A 15,291-nucleotide genomic window follows, 5' to 3' on the forward strand; every position below is an offset into this window, starting at 1 on the left:
GACCAGGGTTTCGTTCAGCAGTTCCGGAGCCGTCATCAGAACCTCACCCTCGGATCGATCAGCGCCACCAGGACGTCGACCAGGAAGCTCATCACCGCCACGATGAGCGCGATGAACGCGACGATGCCCTGCACGGCGATGAAGTCGCGCGCCGAGAGGTATTGCGCGAATTGATAGCCGAGGCCTTTCCACTCGAACGTGGTCTCGGTGAGCACCGAGGCGCCGAGCATCATGGCGATCTGCATGCCCATCACCGTGACGATCGGGATCAGCGCGTTGCGGAAGGCATGCCGCCCGGTCACCACGCGGCGGGACAAGCCACGGGCCCGTGCCGCGTCCACGTAGTCGGCGCGGAGGGTCTGGATCAGGTTGATCCGCACCAGCCGCAAGAAGATGCCCGCGGTGAGCAAGCCGAGCGCGATGGCGGGCAGCACGGCGTGTTTCAGCACGTCGAGCAGGTATCCGGCGTCGCCGTAGAGGATCGCGTCGATCAACATGATGTTGGTCTTCGGCGAGACGTGTTGCAGCCGCAGTTCCACGTTGGTGCTCGCCCGGCCCGCCACCGGCAGCCAGCCGAGTCGCACCGCGAACACCAGCTTCAGCAGCAGGCCGACGAAGAACACCGGCGCGGCGTAGAACAAGATGGCCAGCAACCGCAACGTGGTGTCGGCGGCCGAATCCCGCCGGGTGGCGGCGTACCTGCCCAGCGGGACGCCGATCGCGAACGCGACCACGAGTGCCCAGCACACCAGTTCCAGCGAGGCGGCGCCGTAGGTGACCACCACCTCGCTGATCTCCCGGTTATCCTGGGAGCGACCGAGATCCCCGTGCAGAAGCCCGGACAGATAGTCCCAGTACTGGGTCAGTATCGGCCGGTTCAGCCCGGCCGCCTCCTTGCGCGCCTCGATCTGTTCCTGGGTCATGCGTCCGCCCATCGCCGCGCTGATCGGGTCGCCGACCACGCGCATCAGGAAAAACACGACCGTGACCAGGATCCACGCGGTCACCGGAATCAGCAGCAGGCGGACGCCGAGGTAGCGCAGCAACGCGCCGTGGCGAGAATCGTCGCCGCCCTTGCCGGTTCGCCGCAGGGCGAAGGGCCGGGCCCGGACGGGTGTCGGCGCGATGTCCGCCGATGTGGTCGCCCCGGGCCCGGCCGGACCGCCGGAACTCACTTGCTCAGCACCGTATAGCGGAACTTGAACGATGCGTCGAGCGTCTGTTCCACACCCTGCACCCCGGTGGCGGAGACCGCGATCTGCTTGCCGGACAGCAGCGGGACGATCGGCAGGAAGTTCTGCGCGAGATCACGCTGCACCTGCTGGATCTGCGCGAGCCGCTTGTCCTTGTCGGGCTGGGTCGCCTGGGCGATCAGCTGGGCGGAGATGCCGGGGTCTTCGAAATGCGACTGCAGGAAGTTGTTCGGCCCGAAGAACGGGGAAAGGTAGTTGTCCGGGTCCGGGAAGTCCGGGAACCAGCCGAATTGGAAGAGCGGGTAGGCATCACGGGCGCGTTCTCGCTGGTAGGTCACCCATTCGGTGGATTGGAGATCGACCTTGAACAAACCCGTTGCCTCCAGTTGCGACTTGATCGCCGCGTACTCCTCGGAGCTGCTGGAGCCGTAGTGGTCGGGGTTGTACTGGAGATTCAGCTCGACCGGCGTCGCGACCCCCGCGTCGGCGAGGAACTTCGCCGCCTGGTCCTTGTTCGGCTGGGGGCCGTAGATTTCCTTGAACGGCTCGGCCGCGCCCGGCATGCCCTGCGGCACGGACGAATACGCGGGCAGGTAGGTCTTCTTGTAGACGCCGTCGGCGAGCGCGGCACGGTCGACGGTGGCCGCGACGGCCTTGCGCACGGCCAGTTTCTGCGCGGGCGTGCCACCCGGCATGGTGTTCAGATTGAACACGATGTACCGCAGTTCCCCGCCGGGGCCCTCGTGCACGGCGACCTTGCCGTCGTTGCGCAGCGACTCGATGTCGGTGGGCGTGAACGACCGATATCCGACGTCGAGCGAACCGTTCTGCAGGTCGAGCTTCATGTTGTCGGTGGTGGCGTAGTACTTGGTGGACACCGTCTCGGTCTTCGGCTTGCCGAGGATGCCGTTGTAATCGGCGAACGCCTGGTACTCGACGAGTTTGTTCTTGTCGTAACTGGCGATGACGTACGGGCCGGAGTAGCCCTTGGCCTTCACCACATCCTCGTCCGGCATCACCTTGTCCGGCGCGTATACCTTCTCGTCGACGATCGGCCCGGCCTGGGTGGGCAGGATCGCGGGGAAGGTCTGGTCGTCGGCCACCTTCAACGTGAACGCGACGGTGCGCGGGTCCACTACGTCGGTCTTCTCCAGATTGCCGAGCAGCGAGGCGGGACCGTTCGGGTCGTTGATCCGCAGCATCCGGTCGAAGGAGAACTTCACGCTGGTCGCGGTCAGCGGGTTGCCGTTGGCGAACTTCAGGCCGTCCTTCAACGTGCAGGTATACACCGTGGGCGTGGTGAACTCGCACTTCTGGGCCGCGTCCGGCTTCGGCGTCGCGTCACCGGGTGCGAAGTTGAGCAGGTACTGATAGATCTGCGTCTCGGCGACCAGCGACCCGTTGTCGTAGGCGGCCGCGGGATCGAGCGAGAAGATCTTGTCGGTGGTGCCCGCCACCAAGCCGCCGCTGTCACCGCCCTCCCCGGTTCGCCCGGAACCGCATCCCGCCAGCACCGAACCCGCCAATGCCAGCAAGCCGACGGCCGCGATGGTTCGCGTCCCGATCTGTCGCCCCAACCTCGAATTCCTCATCACGGCCCCACTTCTCGAGCGCCGCACGCGTTGCCCTGGATCGCAGGCCCGGTGCGGACACGGGTGAACTTCCGATCTGATCGGCACCGTACCTACGAAGCATTTTCGGCACGTTACGTTTTCGAAGAAAATCCGCGGCGCTCTCAGCAGGTGTTATGCGCGGCGACTACGACCGGCCCGAAAAACCGGTCGTACGTCCAGAATCGCCGGACGGTGCACGGCGTGATGTCTCGAGCAGGCCACATCACCGCGCGAGACAGCGAACAGCATCAGCAGCGCATCGCGTTCGCGCCCAGCAGCGCGACTGGCCCGAACCTCAGCGGTGGTTCGTGATCGTCAACGACGTGCGGGGTCACGGCACACTGACTCCCAACTGCCCTATTGGCGCCACCATCGCACGTGTCCTCGGACACGACCACACCGCCACCCCGCCGCTCACGCCCGCCGCCAGCGGATGAGTGTTCGGATGTCTCGGGCACACCGGCCACACCGGTGACTCGCCCGCCGTCCACAACGCCTCTACCGCCCACTCGTGCGCCTTGTCGGCGAGATACGCCACCTGCTCCGCGTAGTCGTCGCCGACCAGCGGTCCGATCCCGGCGCCGCTACCGTCGGGCTCGTAGAACATCACCCAGTCCATGCCCTGGTGCGTCTCCTCGACCACGATGGGCTGGACAGCGCAGGTAGCGGCCAGATCCCGACGCACGGGCTCCAGCGCGGCGGCGTACTTCGCATCCATGCGCTCATTGTGCGGCACGCGGTGAGCGAGTTCGGCTACGCGGATCCCGAGCGACGTCCCGCGTCACGGACGGCTCAGCGCGCTCGCATTCGCGTTGTCGCCCAGCAGCTCGGCCTCGGTCTGACCGGTGAGCATGCCCTCGAGCACGTTTTTCCCGATCGCGGCCTCGGTGGGCAGCGGGATCGGATAGTTGCCGTCGAAGCACGCGGCGCACAGCCGCGAGCGCGGCTGTTCGGTGGCGGCGATCATGCCGTCGAGCGAGATGTAGCCGAGGGTATCGGCGCCGATCGACCGGCGCACGCCCTCGACCATGTCCGCGACGTCGCCCTCGGTGCCCGCTCCGTTGGCGATCAGTTCCGCCCGCGAGGCGAAGTCGATGCCGTAGAAACAGGGCCACTTCACCGGCGGCGAGGCGATCCGCACGTGGATCTCCAACGCGCCCGCCTCGCGCAACATCCGGATCAGCGCGCGCTGGGTGTTGCCACGCACGATCGAGTCGTCCACGACGATCAGGCGCTTGCCGCGGATGACCTCGCGCAGCGGATTGAGCTTTAGCCGGATGCCGAGCTGACGGATGGTCTGGCTGGGCTGGATGAACGTGCGGCCGACGTAGGCGTTCTTCATCAGGCCCTGGCCGTAGGGCACGCCCGACCCCTGCGCGTAACCGACGGCGGCCGGTGTGCCGGATTCGGGAACCGGAATCACCAGATCGGCGTCGACCGGGTGCTCCTTCGCCAGGCGACGGCCGATCTCCACCCGGGTGGCGTGCACCGACCGGCCCGCGATGGTGCTGTCCGGCCGCGCCAGGTACACGTATTCGAAGACGCAGCCCTTGGGCTCGGGGTTGGCGAAGCGCATCGAGCGCACGCCGTCGGCATCGATCGCCAGCAATTCGCCGGGTTCGATCTCGCGGACGAAGGCGGCGCCGACGATGTCCAGCGCGGCGGTCTCACTGGCAACGACCCAGCCACGCTCCAGCCTGCCCAGGCACAGCGGGCGCACGCCGTGCGGGTCGCGCGCGGCGTAGAGGGTGTGCTCGTCCATGAAGGTCAGGCAGAACGCGCCCTTCAGGGTGGGCAGCAGTTCCATCGCGGCCCGCTCGATGCTGGAGTCGGCGGCGGCGTGCGCGAGCAGCGCGGTGACCACGTCGGAGTCGGAGGTCGCCGCGGCGGGCTGCGGGCGCCCGCCCCGGACGGAGGCGAGCAGGCCGAGTTCCCGTGCACGGCCGGCCAATTCGGCGGTGTTGACCAGATTGCCGTTGTGCCCCAGGGCAAGTCCGGAGCCCACCGCGGTGGTGCGGAAGATGGGCTGAGCGTTCTCCCAGGTCACCCCGCCCGTTGTGGAGTAGCGACAGTGACCGACGGCGATGTGACCCGGCATGGCCGCCAGCGTCTGCTCGTCGAACACCTGGCTGACCAGTCCGAGATCCTTGAACACGAGGATCTGCGAGCCGTCCGACACCGCGATGCCCGCCGCCTCCTGGCCACGGTGTTGCAGAGCATAAAGCCCGTAATACGTGAGTTTCGCCACTTCTTCGCTCGGCGCCCAGACTCCGAAGACTCCGCACTCCTCGCGCGGCTCGTTCTCGTCGACGTCCGGGGTGGGACACGAGGCGGCGGAAATGCTCTGGACCGGCAGTTCGGCGTTGGTCACCGTTTGCTCCCTGTTCGGGCGGGCTGGGGGCAGATTTCATTCTACGGATGCCGCGGCGGTGCCCGCGCACCGCCGCCGCATCCGAGCAGCAATTCCAGGTGACCGAAGCGGGGTCGCCGCGACGCCTTCGGCTGTTACGGTGCGGACCGTGACGACTACGGACGACGCGGGCACGACGGGGCCGGTGCGCAGGCCATGGCCTCGGATGGTGCTGTTTCCCATCGCGGTGTTGAGCCTGCTCACCGCGCTGCTGGGCATCATGTACCTCGACTATGTCGTCGATCCGGAGAAGAACCTGCACGACTTCCCGATCGCCCTGGTGAACCAGGATGTCGGCGACACCATCGGCAGCGGGAGCGCCGAGCAGAAGGTCAATTTCGGCGATCAGATCACCAAGGCGCTGGCCGCCGGAGTGCCGTCGGACAAGGTCGACCTGCGCGTGCTCAGCATCAACGAGTCCGAGCGGCAGATGCAGTCCGGACAGGTCTACGGCGCGATCGTCATCCCGAGCGATTTCAGCAAGCAGCTCGGCAATCTGGGTGTGGGCAGTGTCATACCCGGTGACATCCCGCGCCCGATCATCACGGTGCAGACCAACCCGCGCGCGGGCGCGTTCGGCACGCAGATCGTGCTGCGGGTCGGCAACGAGGCGCTGACCGAGGTGAACAAGCAGGTCGGCAAGCAGTTGCTCGACCAGGTGAACGCGCAGCTGGCCCCGCGTCCTGGCGGTCCGCCCGCACCCGAACTGACCGGCGCGACCAGGGTGGCGATTGCGTCGCCGATCGAGGTGGTGCAGCAGCAGTACCACCCGCTGCCGCACGGTAGCGGCCAGGGCCTGACCGCGTTCTTCTACGCCCTGTTGCTGCTGCTGGCCGGCGTGGTCGGCGCGATGGTCATCCACACCATGATCGATGCGCAGCTCGGTTTCGTGCCCACCGAGTACGGCCCGTGGTACGTGCACTACCCGCCCACGCCGATCTCGCGGTTCAAGACGCTGCTGATCAAGTGGGGCGTGTTCGTGCTGGCGGCGAACATCGTCGCCGGAGTGTTCCTCGTCGTGGGCGAACTGCTGGACATGCCGATCGGCAATCCGCTGGCCCTGTACCTCTACAGCGCGCTCGCCATGATCGCCGTCGGCGTGACCGGGCTGTCCATGCTGGCGGCGATCGGCTCGGCGGGCCTGCTGGTGAACCTCATCCTGTTCGTCATCCTCGGCCTGCCGTCCTCGGGCGGCACCGTGCCGATCGAGGCGACGCCGCGATATTTCGGCTGGCTCGCCTCCTTCGAACCCATGCACCAGGTGTTCCTGGGTGTGCGGTCGATCCTGTACTTCGACGCCGATTTCGAGGCGGGGCTCACGCGTGGTGTGTGGATGGCGGTCCTCGGGCTCGCGATCGGGCTGATCTTCGGCGCGTCGGTCACCCGCTTCTACGACCGCAAGGGGCTGGAGCGCCGCAACATCGTCCGGGCGTGAACTGTCCGCGCCGCAACGATCGGCTCGGTCTCAGTCGACTCGGACGATCGGCAGCCAGTGCGTGATCTCGGCCGCGCGGGTGCCGGACGCGCTCACCGCGCCGGAGTCGAGCGCGTCGTCGAACTCGAGCAGTCCGGTGGCCAGTAGCAGCCAGGTACGCGGGTCGGTCTCCACGACGTTCGGCGGTGTACCCCGGGTGTGCCGCGGGCCCTCGACGCACTGCACCGCGACGAACGGCGGCACCCGGACCTCGACCGAGTGCCCGGGCGCGGAGGCCGCCAGCGAGCGCGCCGTGGTACGCACAGCCGCCGCGAGTTCGGCGCGCGCGGGCGCGTCGACCGACTCGTCACGCAACCATTCGCTCACCACCGCCACCGCTGCCCGCGTCTGCGCGGGGTCTACCGTGCCTCGTCCTGCCACCTGCCCGACCCTACTTCGCGCTCCGTACGCCTCGCGCCCGTGATCGACCTCAGCCGTGCTTCGGCGAGGGCGGTCGACACGACGGTGTCGGCGCGGCTTCGGGACGGCGGCGGCGCGGTGCCCGGCGTCGGCCGCCCCGTCAACGGGCTCGCGGTATATCCGAAGCCGGAGTTGCGAATTCATCCACAGTTGTCCCGAGGTCCGAACGTGCCACCCGCATCGCACGCGCGGAACCCGGGAAGTGGCGGGCCAGGCGCGGAGCGATCGCTCCGCCCGCGTTCATGGCGAGATGCAGCAGCGCGGGGGCGGCGGTGCCCGCGGTGCGGCGGCGCAGCAAACCGAACACGAGTCCGCCCGCCGTAGTCACCGCCACAGTGGCGGGAACACTGTCGCCCACGGCCCGCGCGGGAGTGATGTGCCAGAGTCCGAAGGTCGTCGCGCCGACCAATGCACCGGCTCGCGGACCGAAAAGGCGGTCCAGCATGGGATCCAGCGTGCCGCGGAAGACGAGTTCCTCGCTGTAGACAGTCCCGAGAGGAATGTGCACAGCCACCCACTCCTGCGTCGACACAGCGGGCGCCCGTTCAGCGAGTTCGGCCAGTTGCCATCGCAGCGACGGAACGGCAAGGGCCGCTGCGTAACCGGCCACGACGACCGACGCGGCGAGCAGCCCGCAGCGCACGCCGCTCTTCGACCACCGGCCAGGTTCCGCGCGCAGCGCGACCGCGTAGGCGGTGGCGAAACCGGCATTGGCGGCGGTTCGTCCGCGGATGCCGAGACGGAGGCGGGGCAGGACCGCGTTGCTCCAGAACAACGGAACGGCAACGGCCGCCATGGTTCGCACGGCCCGTTCCTGGCTCACTTGATCTTCCGCTCGAATTCCTCCGCGGCCTCGACTTCGACCCGGATCCGCTCGGAACGCTCGGCGGTCCAGTCCGGTGGCGCGGCGATGGCGGCCCAGCCGTCCAGGACCAGGCTGCCGTAGCGGTGTCCGTGCCCGTCGGTGACGCCCTGCGCATTGGTCAGATCGGCGGCCACCTGCCAGAAGGTGACGAACGGCCACCAGCGCATCTGGGAGGAGACGTCCGAACCGCGCGGCTCCGACAGCCAATCCGGCCGCGAGAAGATCAGATCCGGCGACCACCAGACGATGGGATCGGACGCGTGCTGCAGATACGCGATGCGCGGCGGCCGCCATTCCGACGACGGGCGCGCCAGGTCACCGCTGTCGGAGGCGAACCGGACCACCAGCCCGTCGGCGTACAGCGGCTCCACCTCACGGGAGCCCGGATCGCGGCGGGCGACGAACTGCTGCCACAGCCGGTTGGAATTGGGCGGGCCGACCCACAGCGCGCCGTCGACCTTGGCGCGCAGATCGGCCAGACCGTCGAACGCCGCCTCGGAACCCTGCGAACCGAGGCTCTCCCCGTACACCAGCAATTTGGGTCGTGCCTGCGGCGGACGCGCGGTCCAATGCTGGTACACCGCGTCGAACAGATCCCTGCCCGCCGCGGCGGCCTTGCTCCGGTCGGCCAGGAAGGACAGCACGCTGGGCAGATACGAGTACTGGGTGGCGACGATCGCGGTGTCGCCGTCGTACATGTACTCGAGCGCGGACGCGGCCAGCGAGTTCACCCATCCGGTCCCCGTGGTGGTGACCACCACGAGCGCCTTCCGGTCGAACGCACCGGTTCGCTCGAGCTCGGACACCGCCAGCTCGGCCGGTTCCTGGTTCCCATCCACCGACTCCAGACCGACGTAGGCCCGGACGGGCTCCTTGGCCGGGCGGCCGGTGAGCGAGGTGATGTGGCTCGCGGTGGGTCCGTGCGAGACGAACCAGCGCCCCTCGAATCCGAGGGTCTCCCATTTGGCCAGCGAGGCGGGGCTGCCGGAGCGCTCCGGTTGCTGTGGCTGCACCGCGTTCACCGAGGTGTGGTCGTTGCGCACGCTGAACGCGGAGTTGGCCACCGCGAAGAACGCTTGCGTGGCGACACCGTTGAAGATCGTCACCGCCAGCACCACCAGCACCAGGAATCCGGCGGCCGGAGCGAGTTCGCGGGGCACCTTCACCCACCGGTTGAGCAGGCGGGCCAGGAACAGGATGAACTCGCGCACGGTCCGGTAGACCGCGACCGCCGCGGCGCCGACCGCCATGCTCAGCAGTCCGGTGCGCAGATAGGCGGGCGTGGTGGTGCCCGCCATGCCCATCAACGCCGTGATCTCCCGCTGCCAGCGCGCCGACTGCACCAGCATCAGCGCGGCGCTCAGCGCGGCGGTGAGCAGCACGGCGGACTTGACGGCGTAACGCGCCCACGTCGGCGGCGGCGCGATCTTCAGCCGCGGCCGCACCCACAGCCGGAACAGCCACTCCAGCAAACAGCCGGCGCCGTATCCGATGGCGGCATTGATCCCGCTGATCAGCCCCTGGAACAGCCAGTCGCGCGGCAGCAGCGACGGCGTCACCGACAGCGCGAAGAACACCGTCGCCACCACCAAGCCGACGTAATTGAGGTCGATGACGTCCTCGACGCGCCGGATCACCGCGACCGCGCGCGTGCGCAGTTTCCGCATGGTCCCCGCGGTCTCCAGCATTCGATCAGTATGGCGGTCGCCACCGACGGCCCGGCGCGTCGCCCACCGTGACGCGGGCGCGCACGACGCGGATCACACCCTGCGCGACCCCGTGATCGGACGCGTTCGCGCGGATGGCAACTACCCATTTCGCTCGAGTAGTTGTACACGGGTGCGCGGGTCGCGCCATCCGGAAACTTTGGTCCATGAGCACAACGACCGCGGCGCAGAAAGCCAGCGCCGCTTACGTCGCACAGGCCGCGATCGCCTTCGGCATCAGTTTCGTCGGCATCGGCATCGGGATCTACGCGCTCCCGCTGGACGTCTGGCAGCGCGGATTCCTCGGTATGTCCGTGTTCTTCCTGGTGACCAGCACCTTCACGCTGGCGAAAGTGGTGCGCGACCAGCACGAGGCGGCGACCGTTCACGGTCGCATCGATCAGGCGCGGATGGAGAAGCTGCTCTCCGAGCACGATCCGTTCAATTCCGTCGCCTGAGTACGCGCACCTGGGCGGGCCCGGTAACGAGGGGTTCAGGCCCGCCCAGGTGGGCGTCTCGTCAGACGGTTCCGGCGCCGAACAGCTTCGGCAGCGTGCCCTCGTGCGCGGTCCGCAACTCGTCCATGGTGATCGAGAACTGGCCCTGCACCTCGACCGAATCCGAGCCCTGATCGACCACGCCGATGCGCACCCACGGCAGTTCGCGCGCGGTGCACATGCGGGTGAACCTGGTCTCCTCCGAGCGGGGAACCGCGACCAGCACACGGCCCGCCGACTCGGAGAACAGCGTGACGAACGGATCCGCGTCCTCGGGAAGCAGGATGCGGCAACCGGTCTCACCGGCGAGCGCCGCTTCGACGACAGCTTGAGCGAGACCGCCCTCGGACAGGTCGTGCGCGGCGCTGATCATGCCGTCGCGCGAACCGGCGGTCAGCACCTCGGCGAGCAGCTGTTCGCGGGCGAAGTCGACCTTCGGCGGGACGCCGCCGAGATGGTCGTGCGCAACCTGCGACCAGATCGACCCGCCGAACTCGTCGCGGGTCTCGCCGAGCAGGATCAGCGTCTCGCCCGGCTCCAGGCCGATCCCGGTCGGGATGCGGCGGTGCACGTCGTCGATCACGCCGAGCACGCCGACCACCGGGGTCGGCAGGATCGCCGTCTGGCCGGTCTGGTTGTAGAAGCTGACGTTGCCGCCGGTGACCGGGATGCCGAGCGCCACGCAACCGTCGGCCAGGCCGCGCACCGCCTGCTGGAACTGCCACATCACCCCGGGATCCTCGGGCGAACCGAAGTTCAGGCAGTTGGTGACCGCCTTCGGCGTGGCACCGGTGCTGGCCACGTTGCGGTAGGCCTCGGCCAGCGCGAGCTGCGCACCGGCATAGGGGTCCAGCTTGGTGTAGCGGCCGGACGCGTCGGTGGCCAGCGCGATGCCTCGGCCGGTCTCCTCATCGATCCGGATGACGCCCGCGTCGGCCTGATCGGCCAGCACGGTGTTGCCGCGCACGTAGCGGTCGTACTGCTCGGTGATCCACTTGCGGCTGCACAGCTGCGGGCTGGAGATCATCCGCAGCAGCGTCGCGCGCAGTTCGTCGGCGGTTTTCGGACGGGCGAGCCGGTCCGGGGTGTCGGCGATCAGCGCGTCCTGCTCGTCGGGGCGCGCGACCGGGCGCTCGTACACCGGACCCTCGTGCGCGACGGTGCGCGGCGGCACGTCGACCACCGTCTCGCCGTGCCAGGTGACCACCAGCCGGTCACCGTCGGTGACCTCGCCGATCACCGTGGCCAGCACGTCCCACTTGCGGCACACGGCCATGAACGCGTCCACGTTCTCGGGAGTGACGACCGCGCACATGCGCTCCTGCGATTCGCTGGAGAGCACTTCGGCGGGCGTCATGCCGGTCGCGCGCAGCGGCACCTTGTCCAGCTCGATGTGCATGCCGCCGTCGCCGGCCGCCGCGAGTTCGGATGTGGCACAGGACAATCCGGCGCCGCCGAGGTCCTGGATGCCCACCACCAGCTTCGCCGCGTACAGCTCTAGACAGCACTCGATGAGCACCTTCTCGGTGAACGGGTCGCCCACCTGCACCGACGGCAGCTTCTTGCGGCCGGAGCCGGATTCGTCGCCGGAGAAGGTGTCCGAGGCCAGCACCGAGACGCCGCCGATGCCGTCCAGGCCGGTGCGCGCGCCGAACAGCACGATCTTGTTGCCGGTGCCGGAGGCGAAGGCCAAGTGCAGGTCCTCGACTCGCATCACGCCGGCGCACAGCGCGTTCACCAGCGGGTTGCCCTGATAGGAGGCGTCGAACACGGTCTCGCCGCCGACGTTCGGCAGGCCGAGCGAGTTGCCGTAGCCGCCGACACCGCGCACCACGCCGTCCACCACGCGACGGGTGTCGGCCGCGTCCGCCGCGCCGAAGCGCAGCTGGTCCATCACCGCGATCGGGCGCGCGCCCATCGCCATGATGTCGCGCACGATGCCGCCGACGCCGGTGGCCGCGCCCTGGTACGGCTCCACGTAGGAGGGGTGATTGTGGCTCTCCACCTTGAAGGTGACCGCCCAGCCGTCACCCACGTCGACGACGCCCGCGTTCTCGCCGATGCCCGCGAGCATGGATTCGCGCATCTCGTCGGTGGTGGTCTGGCCGAAGTAGCGCAGGTGCACCTTGGAGGACTTGTAGGAGCAGTGTTCGCTCCACATCACCGAGTACATCGCCAGCTCGGCGTCGGTCGGCCTGCGACCGAGGATCTCCTTGATGCGGGCGTACTCGTCGTCTTTGAGGCCGAGTTCTTTGTAGGGTTGCGCCACGTCGGGGTTTGCTGCGGCTGCGCTGACGGTGTCGACCTGCGGAGTCACGGAGTACCAGGGTCCTTTCGGCCGGGCATGGGGGTCGGCAAGCCGGCGGAGCCGGCGGGGTGGGCGAGCTCAGCGAAGCGACGAGCGTTGTCACTGGGCGGCGGCGAGATGCCTACGTGTAAGTCTAGAGGCACTGGGTACCGACTATGCGCACCGGCTACTCTGGGCCCGTGAACGAAGGATCGGGGGTCGCGAATCCGGGTGAGAGATCGGTCACCTCGGATGCCGCGCCGACCGGCAGCGGCGGATCGGGGACCACATCCGGTCACGCGTCGCCGAACCCACTGACCCCGCAAGTACGCTGGCTGATTGCTGCGATCGCGTTGTTCGCGGTGTCGGCGATCGTCTCGCTGCTCGCGCACTGGTGGCACGGCTACATCGACCTCCAGGTGTATCGCAACGGCGCCCGGGTCTGGCTGGACGACGGCGACCTGTACGGCCCGATGCCGCCGGTCGAGGGAATCGGACTGCCGTTCACCTATCCACCCTTGGCCGCGTTGTTCTTCGCGCCGCTGGCCCTGATGCCGCTGGTCGCCGCCGAGGTGCTGGTGGTCGTCACCAATGTAGTCAGCCTTGGCATCTCGCTGTGGCTGGTGCTGACCCGCCTGCGGCCCGAGCTGTCGCGCCCGATCCTGCTCACGCTGGTCATCGGCGCGGTCGCGGTGGCGCAGTTCTTCGAACCCATCCGCCAGACCTTCGGCTTCGGCCAGATCAACCTGGTGCTGATGGCCGCGATCACACTGGACTGCCTGGCGCGCAAGCCTTTCTGGCCGCGCGGCATGCTGATCGGCATCGCGGTGTCGGTGAAGCTGATCCCCGCCGGTTATCTGCTGTACTTCGTGCTGCGCAAGGACTGGAAAGCCGCGGGCACACTGGTGGTCTCCGCGATCGCGGCGGTGGGTCTCGGATTCCTGCTGTTCCCCGGCGATTCCGTGGACTATTGGTTCCACACCCTCGCCGACACCGGCCGGATCGGACCTCCTTACTTCGCGGGCAACCAGTCCATCAAAGGCATGGCCTTCCGCCTCGGCATCGGCGACACGGCGGCCACACTGGTGTGGATCACCTTGTCGGTGCTGGCGGTCGCGCTGGCCGCGGTGTGGATGCGCAGGCTGATCGAGGCGGGCGCCACCGTGGCGGCGCTGCTGGTGAACGCCGCGGCGGTGCTGCTGGTCTCGCCGGTGTCGTGGTCGCATCACTGGGTGTGGATCGCGCCCGCACTGGTCGTCGCCGCCGACCTCATAGTGCGCGGTGCGCGCAGCCCGCGGGCGATCGGCGTGGTCACGGTCGCCGCCGCGCTGTTCCTGGTCGGCCCGCACTGGCTGCTGCCGCACTCGCGCGACCGCGAGCTGGACTGGGCCTGGTGGCAGCAGATCATCGGAAGCAATTACGTGCTCGCCACTTTCGCCGTGTTCGTCGTCGCGGTGTTCACCTATCGCCCGGTGGTCTCGGGCGTGAGGAAGGCGGCCAGCGCGGCGGCGTAGGCCGGAACGTCGAACGCGCCCATCAGCTCGCGCGCCGAATGCATCGCCAGCTGGGGCGCACCGACGTCGACGGTCGACATGCCGGTACGCGCCGCGGTCATCGGCCCGATGGTGGAGCCACAGGGCAGGTCGGCGCGATGGACGTAACGCTGCAACGGGACCGCGGCCTGCGCGCAGGCCAGCGCGAACGCGCCCGCGCCGGTGGAGTCCGTGGCATAGCGCAGATTCTGGTTGACCTTCAGCACCGGCCCGCCGTTCACCTCGATCCGGTGCGCGGGCTCGTGCCGCTCCGGATAGTTCGGGTGCGTCGCGTGCGCCATGTCGCCGGACGCGCACACCGAACCGGCCAGTGCGGCGAGATATTCGGCGCGGCCGCCGCCGCGCGCGAGCACGATCCGCTCCAGCACCGCGGGCAGCAGATCGGACTGCGCGCCGCGGTCGGACTGACTGCCGACCTCCTCGTGGTCGAACATGGCCAGCACCGGGACGGCCGCGCCCGGCTCCTCGATCGCGGCCAGGAACGCCTGCAAGCCCGCGAAGCAGGTGCCCTGGTTGTCCAGTCGCGGCGCGCTGACCAAGTCCTGGTCCCGCCCGATCAGCCTGCTCGGCGTCAGGTCGTGGGTCATCAGCTCCCAGCCGAGCACGTCGCCCGGATCGACCTCGGCCCAGTCGGCCACGAAATCGATGAAGGCGGCCGCCTCGTACCCCGCGCCCCACACCGCGTTGACGTGCCGCTGCGGATCCAGCGTCACACCCCTACGGTCCTCGGACAGATGGATGGCCAGCTGCGGCACCCGCAGGATCGGCTCATCGATGCGAACCAGGCGCTCGCGCATCGTGTTTCCGTCCCGCACGCTCAGCCGACCGGAAACACCCAGCTCCCGGTCGAGCCACGAGTTCAGCCACGCACCACCGTAGGGCTCCAGCCCGACCAGCTGCCAGCCCGCCGAGGTCAGGTCGGGATGCTGCTTGACGCGCAGGTTGGGACTGTCGGTGTGCGCTCCGACCACGCGGAACCCCGTCGCGGCCGCGGTGTCCCCCGCCGCCCAGGCGACCAGCGACCCACCGCGAATCACGTAATGCCTGCCCGGGCTCTCCGCAGGCCAGGTCTGCGACTCGGCGAGCCGGGTGAACCCGCGCGCGTCCAATTCCGCGGCGACCGTGCGGCAGACGTGGAACGGCGACGGGGACGCATCGATGAACGCGCACAGCCCGGCGGCCGTGGCTGCGGTGGTGGAGACGGGCATGCCTGCGATCCTAGGCAAGCGGGGCGCGACCGGCGTGTCCCGGTCGCTGGGCACGCGTGGCGAAT

12 protein-coding genes are annotated in these 15,291 nt (G+C 68.7%); 3 read left to right on the top strand and 9 right to left on the bottom strand.

The genetic code is table 11. The features are described from left to right. Positions 1-35 precede the first annotated feature (35 nt). The 4 genes from AB0L97_RS04110 to purF all read right to left on the bottom strand — a co-directional run bounded on the left by AB0L97_RS04110 (position 36) and on the right by purF (position 5,177). Positions 36-1,046 (bottom strand): ABC transporter permease, encoded by a 1,011-nt coding sequence (locus AB0L97_RS04110; protein ID WP_356963892.1) that lies wholly within the window; start codon positions 1,044-1,046, stop codon positions 36-38. Between the two features lie 125 nt (positions 1,047-1,171). Further along, entirely contained in the window at positions 1,172-2,704 is a 1,533-nt protein-coding gene (locus AB0L97_RS04115) for an ABC transporter substrate-binding protein (RefSeq protein WP_364425222.1), read from the bottom strand. Positions 2,705-3,137: 433 nt separating this feature from the next. Further along, a complete protein-coding gene (locus AB0L97_RS04120; RefSeq protein ID WP_355076962.1) occupies positions 3,138-3,524 on the bottom strand; it encodes a hypothetical protein in 387 nt (128 codons plus the stop codon). 63 nt (positions 3,525-3,587) lie between these two features. Then, positions 3,588-5,177 carry an amidophosphoribosyltransferase gene (purF, locus tag AB0L97_RS04125; RefSeq protein ID WP_355076960.1) on the bottom strand — a complete coding sequence of 530 codons (1,590 nt, stop codon included), beginning with the start codon at positions 5,175-5,177 and terminating at the stop codon, positions 3,588-3,590. 205 nt (positions 5,178-5,382) lie between these two features. Between purF and AB0L97_RS04130 the strand changes: the two genes are divergently transcribed. Next, positions 5,383-6,651 (top strand): ABC transporter permease, encoded by a 1,269-nt coding sequence (locus AB0L97_RS04130; protein WP_364425224.1) that lies wholly within the window; start codon positions 5,383-5,385, stop codon positions 6,649-6,651. Positions 6,652-6,681: 30 nt separating this feature from the next. Here the strand turns inward: AB0L97_RS04130 and AB0L97_RS04135 are convergent, their stop codons facing one another. From AB0L97_RS04135 to AB0L97_RS04145, 3 genes are all read right to left on the bottom strand, one after another. Beyond that, positions 6,682-7,071, bottom strand: coding sequence for a sterol carrier family protein (locus AB0L97_RS04135; RefSeq protein ID WP_355076959.1), 390 nt, complete (start codon positions 7,069-7,071; stop codon positions 6,682-6,684). A 139-nt stretch (positions 7,072-7,210) separates the two neighbouring features. After that, positions 7,211-7,906 (bottom strand): lysostaphin resistance A-like protein, encoded by a 696-nt coding sequence (locus AB0L97_RS04140; RefSeq protein WP_364425226.1) that lies wholly within the window; start codon positions 7,904-7,906, stop codon positions 7,211-7,213. Positions 7,907-7,929: 23 nt separating this feature from the next. Beyond that, positions 7,930-9,663 (bottom strand): alpha/beta hydrolase, encoded by a 1,734-nt coding sequence (locus tag AB0L97_RS04145; RefSeq protein WP_355076955.1) that lies wholly within the window; start codon positions 9,661-9,663, stop codon positions 7,930-7,932. Between the two features lie 185 nt (positions 9,664-9,848). On the opposite strand from AB0L97_RS04145, the gene AB0L97_RS04150 reads away from it, so the two are divergent. Beyond that, a complete protein-coding gene (locus tag AB0L97_RS04150; RefSeq protein ID WP_355076953.1) occupies positions 9,849-10,139 on the top strand; it encodes a YiaA/YiaB family inner membrane protein in 291 nt (96 codons plus the stop codon). 61 nt (positions 10,140-10,200) lie between these two features. Here the strand turns inward: AB0L97_RS04150 and purL are convergent, their stop codons facing one another. Then, complete coding sequence (gene purL, locus AB0L97_RS04155; protein ID WP_364425059.1) at positions 10,201-12,495, bottom strand: phosphoribosylformylglycinamidine synthase subunit PurL; 2,295 nt, start codon at positions 12,493-12,495, stop codon at positions 10,201-10,203. Between the two features lie 170 nt (positions 12,496-12,665). Here purL and AB0L97_RS04160 point away from each other — a divergent pair, with 170 nt between their 5' ends. After that, positions 12,666-13,979: a glycosyltransferase 87 family protein gene (locus AB0L97_RS04160; RefSeq protein ID WP_364425061.1), complete on the top strand. Its 1,314-nt coding sequence runs from the start codon at positions 12,666-12,668 to the stop codon at positions 13,977-13,979. Here AB0L97_RS04160 and AB0L97_RS04165 read toward each other — a convergent pair. Continuing rightward, a complete protein-coding gene (locus AB0L97_RS04165) occupies positions 13,928-15,226 on the bottom strand; it encodes a M18 family aminopeptidase (RefSeq protein WP_364425063.1) in 1,299 nt (432 codons plus the stop codon). The genes AB0L97_RS04160 and AB0L97_RS04165 overlap by 52 nt on opposite strands. Positions 15,227-15,291: the final 65 nt, after the last annotated feature.

It is taken from the genome of Nocardia sp. NPDC051911, assembly GCF_040681035.1.
Classification (GTDB): domain Bacteria; phylum Actinomycetota; class Actinomycetes; order Mycobacteriales; family Mycobacteriaceae; genus Nocardia; species Nocardia sichangensis.

Bases quoted from the DNA above. Each gene is read 5' to 3' on its own strand.
- AB0L97_RS04120 (WP_355076962.1), bottom strand. From the start codon at position 3,524: ATGGATGCGAAGTACGCCGCCGCGCTGGAGCCCGTGCGTCGGGATCTG.
- AB0L97_RS04130 (WP_364425224.1), top strand. From the start codon at position 5,383: ATGGTGCTGTTTCCCATCGCGGTGTTGAGCCTGCTCACCGCGCTGCTG.
- AB0L97_RS04140 (WP_364425226.1), bottom strand. From the start codon at position 7,906: ATGGCGGCCGTTGCCGTTCCGTTGTTCTGGAGCAACGCGGTCCTGCCC.
- AB0L97_RS04145 (WP_355076955.1), bottom strand. From the start codon at position 9,663: ATGCTGGAGACCGCGGGGACCATGCGGAAACTGCGCACGCGCGCGGTC.
- AB0L97_RS04150 (WP_355076953.1), top strand. From the start codon at position 9,849: ATGAGCACAACGACCGCGGCGCAGAAAGCCAGCGCCGCTTACGTCGCA.
- AB0L97_RS04165 (WP_364425063.1), bottom strand. From the start codon at position 15,226: ATGCCCGTCTCCACCACCGCAGCCACGGCCGCCGGGCTGTGCGCGTTC.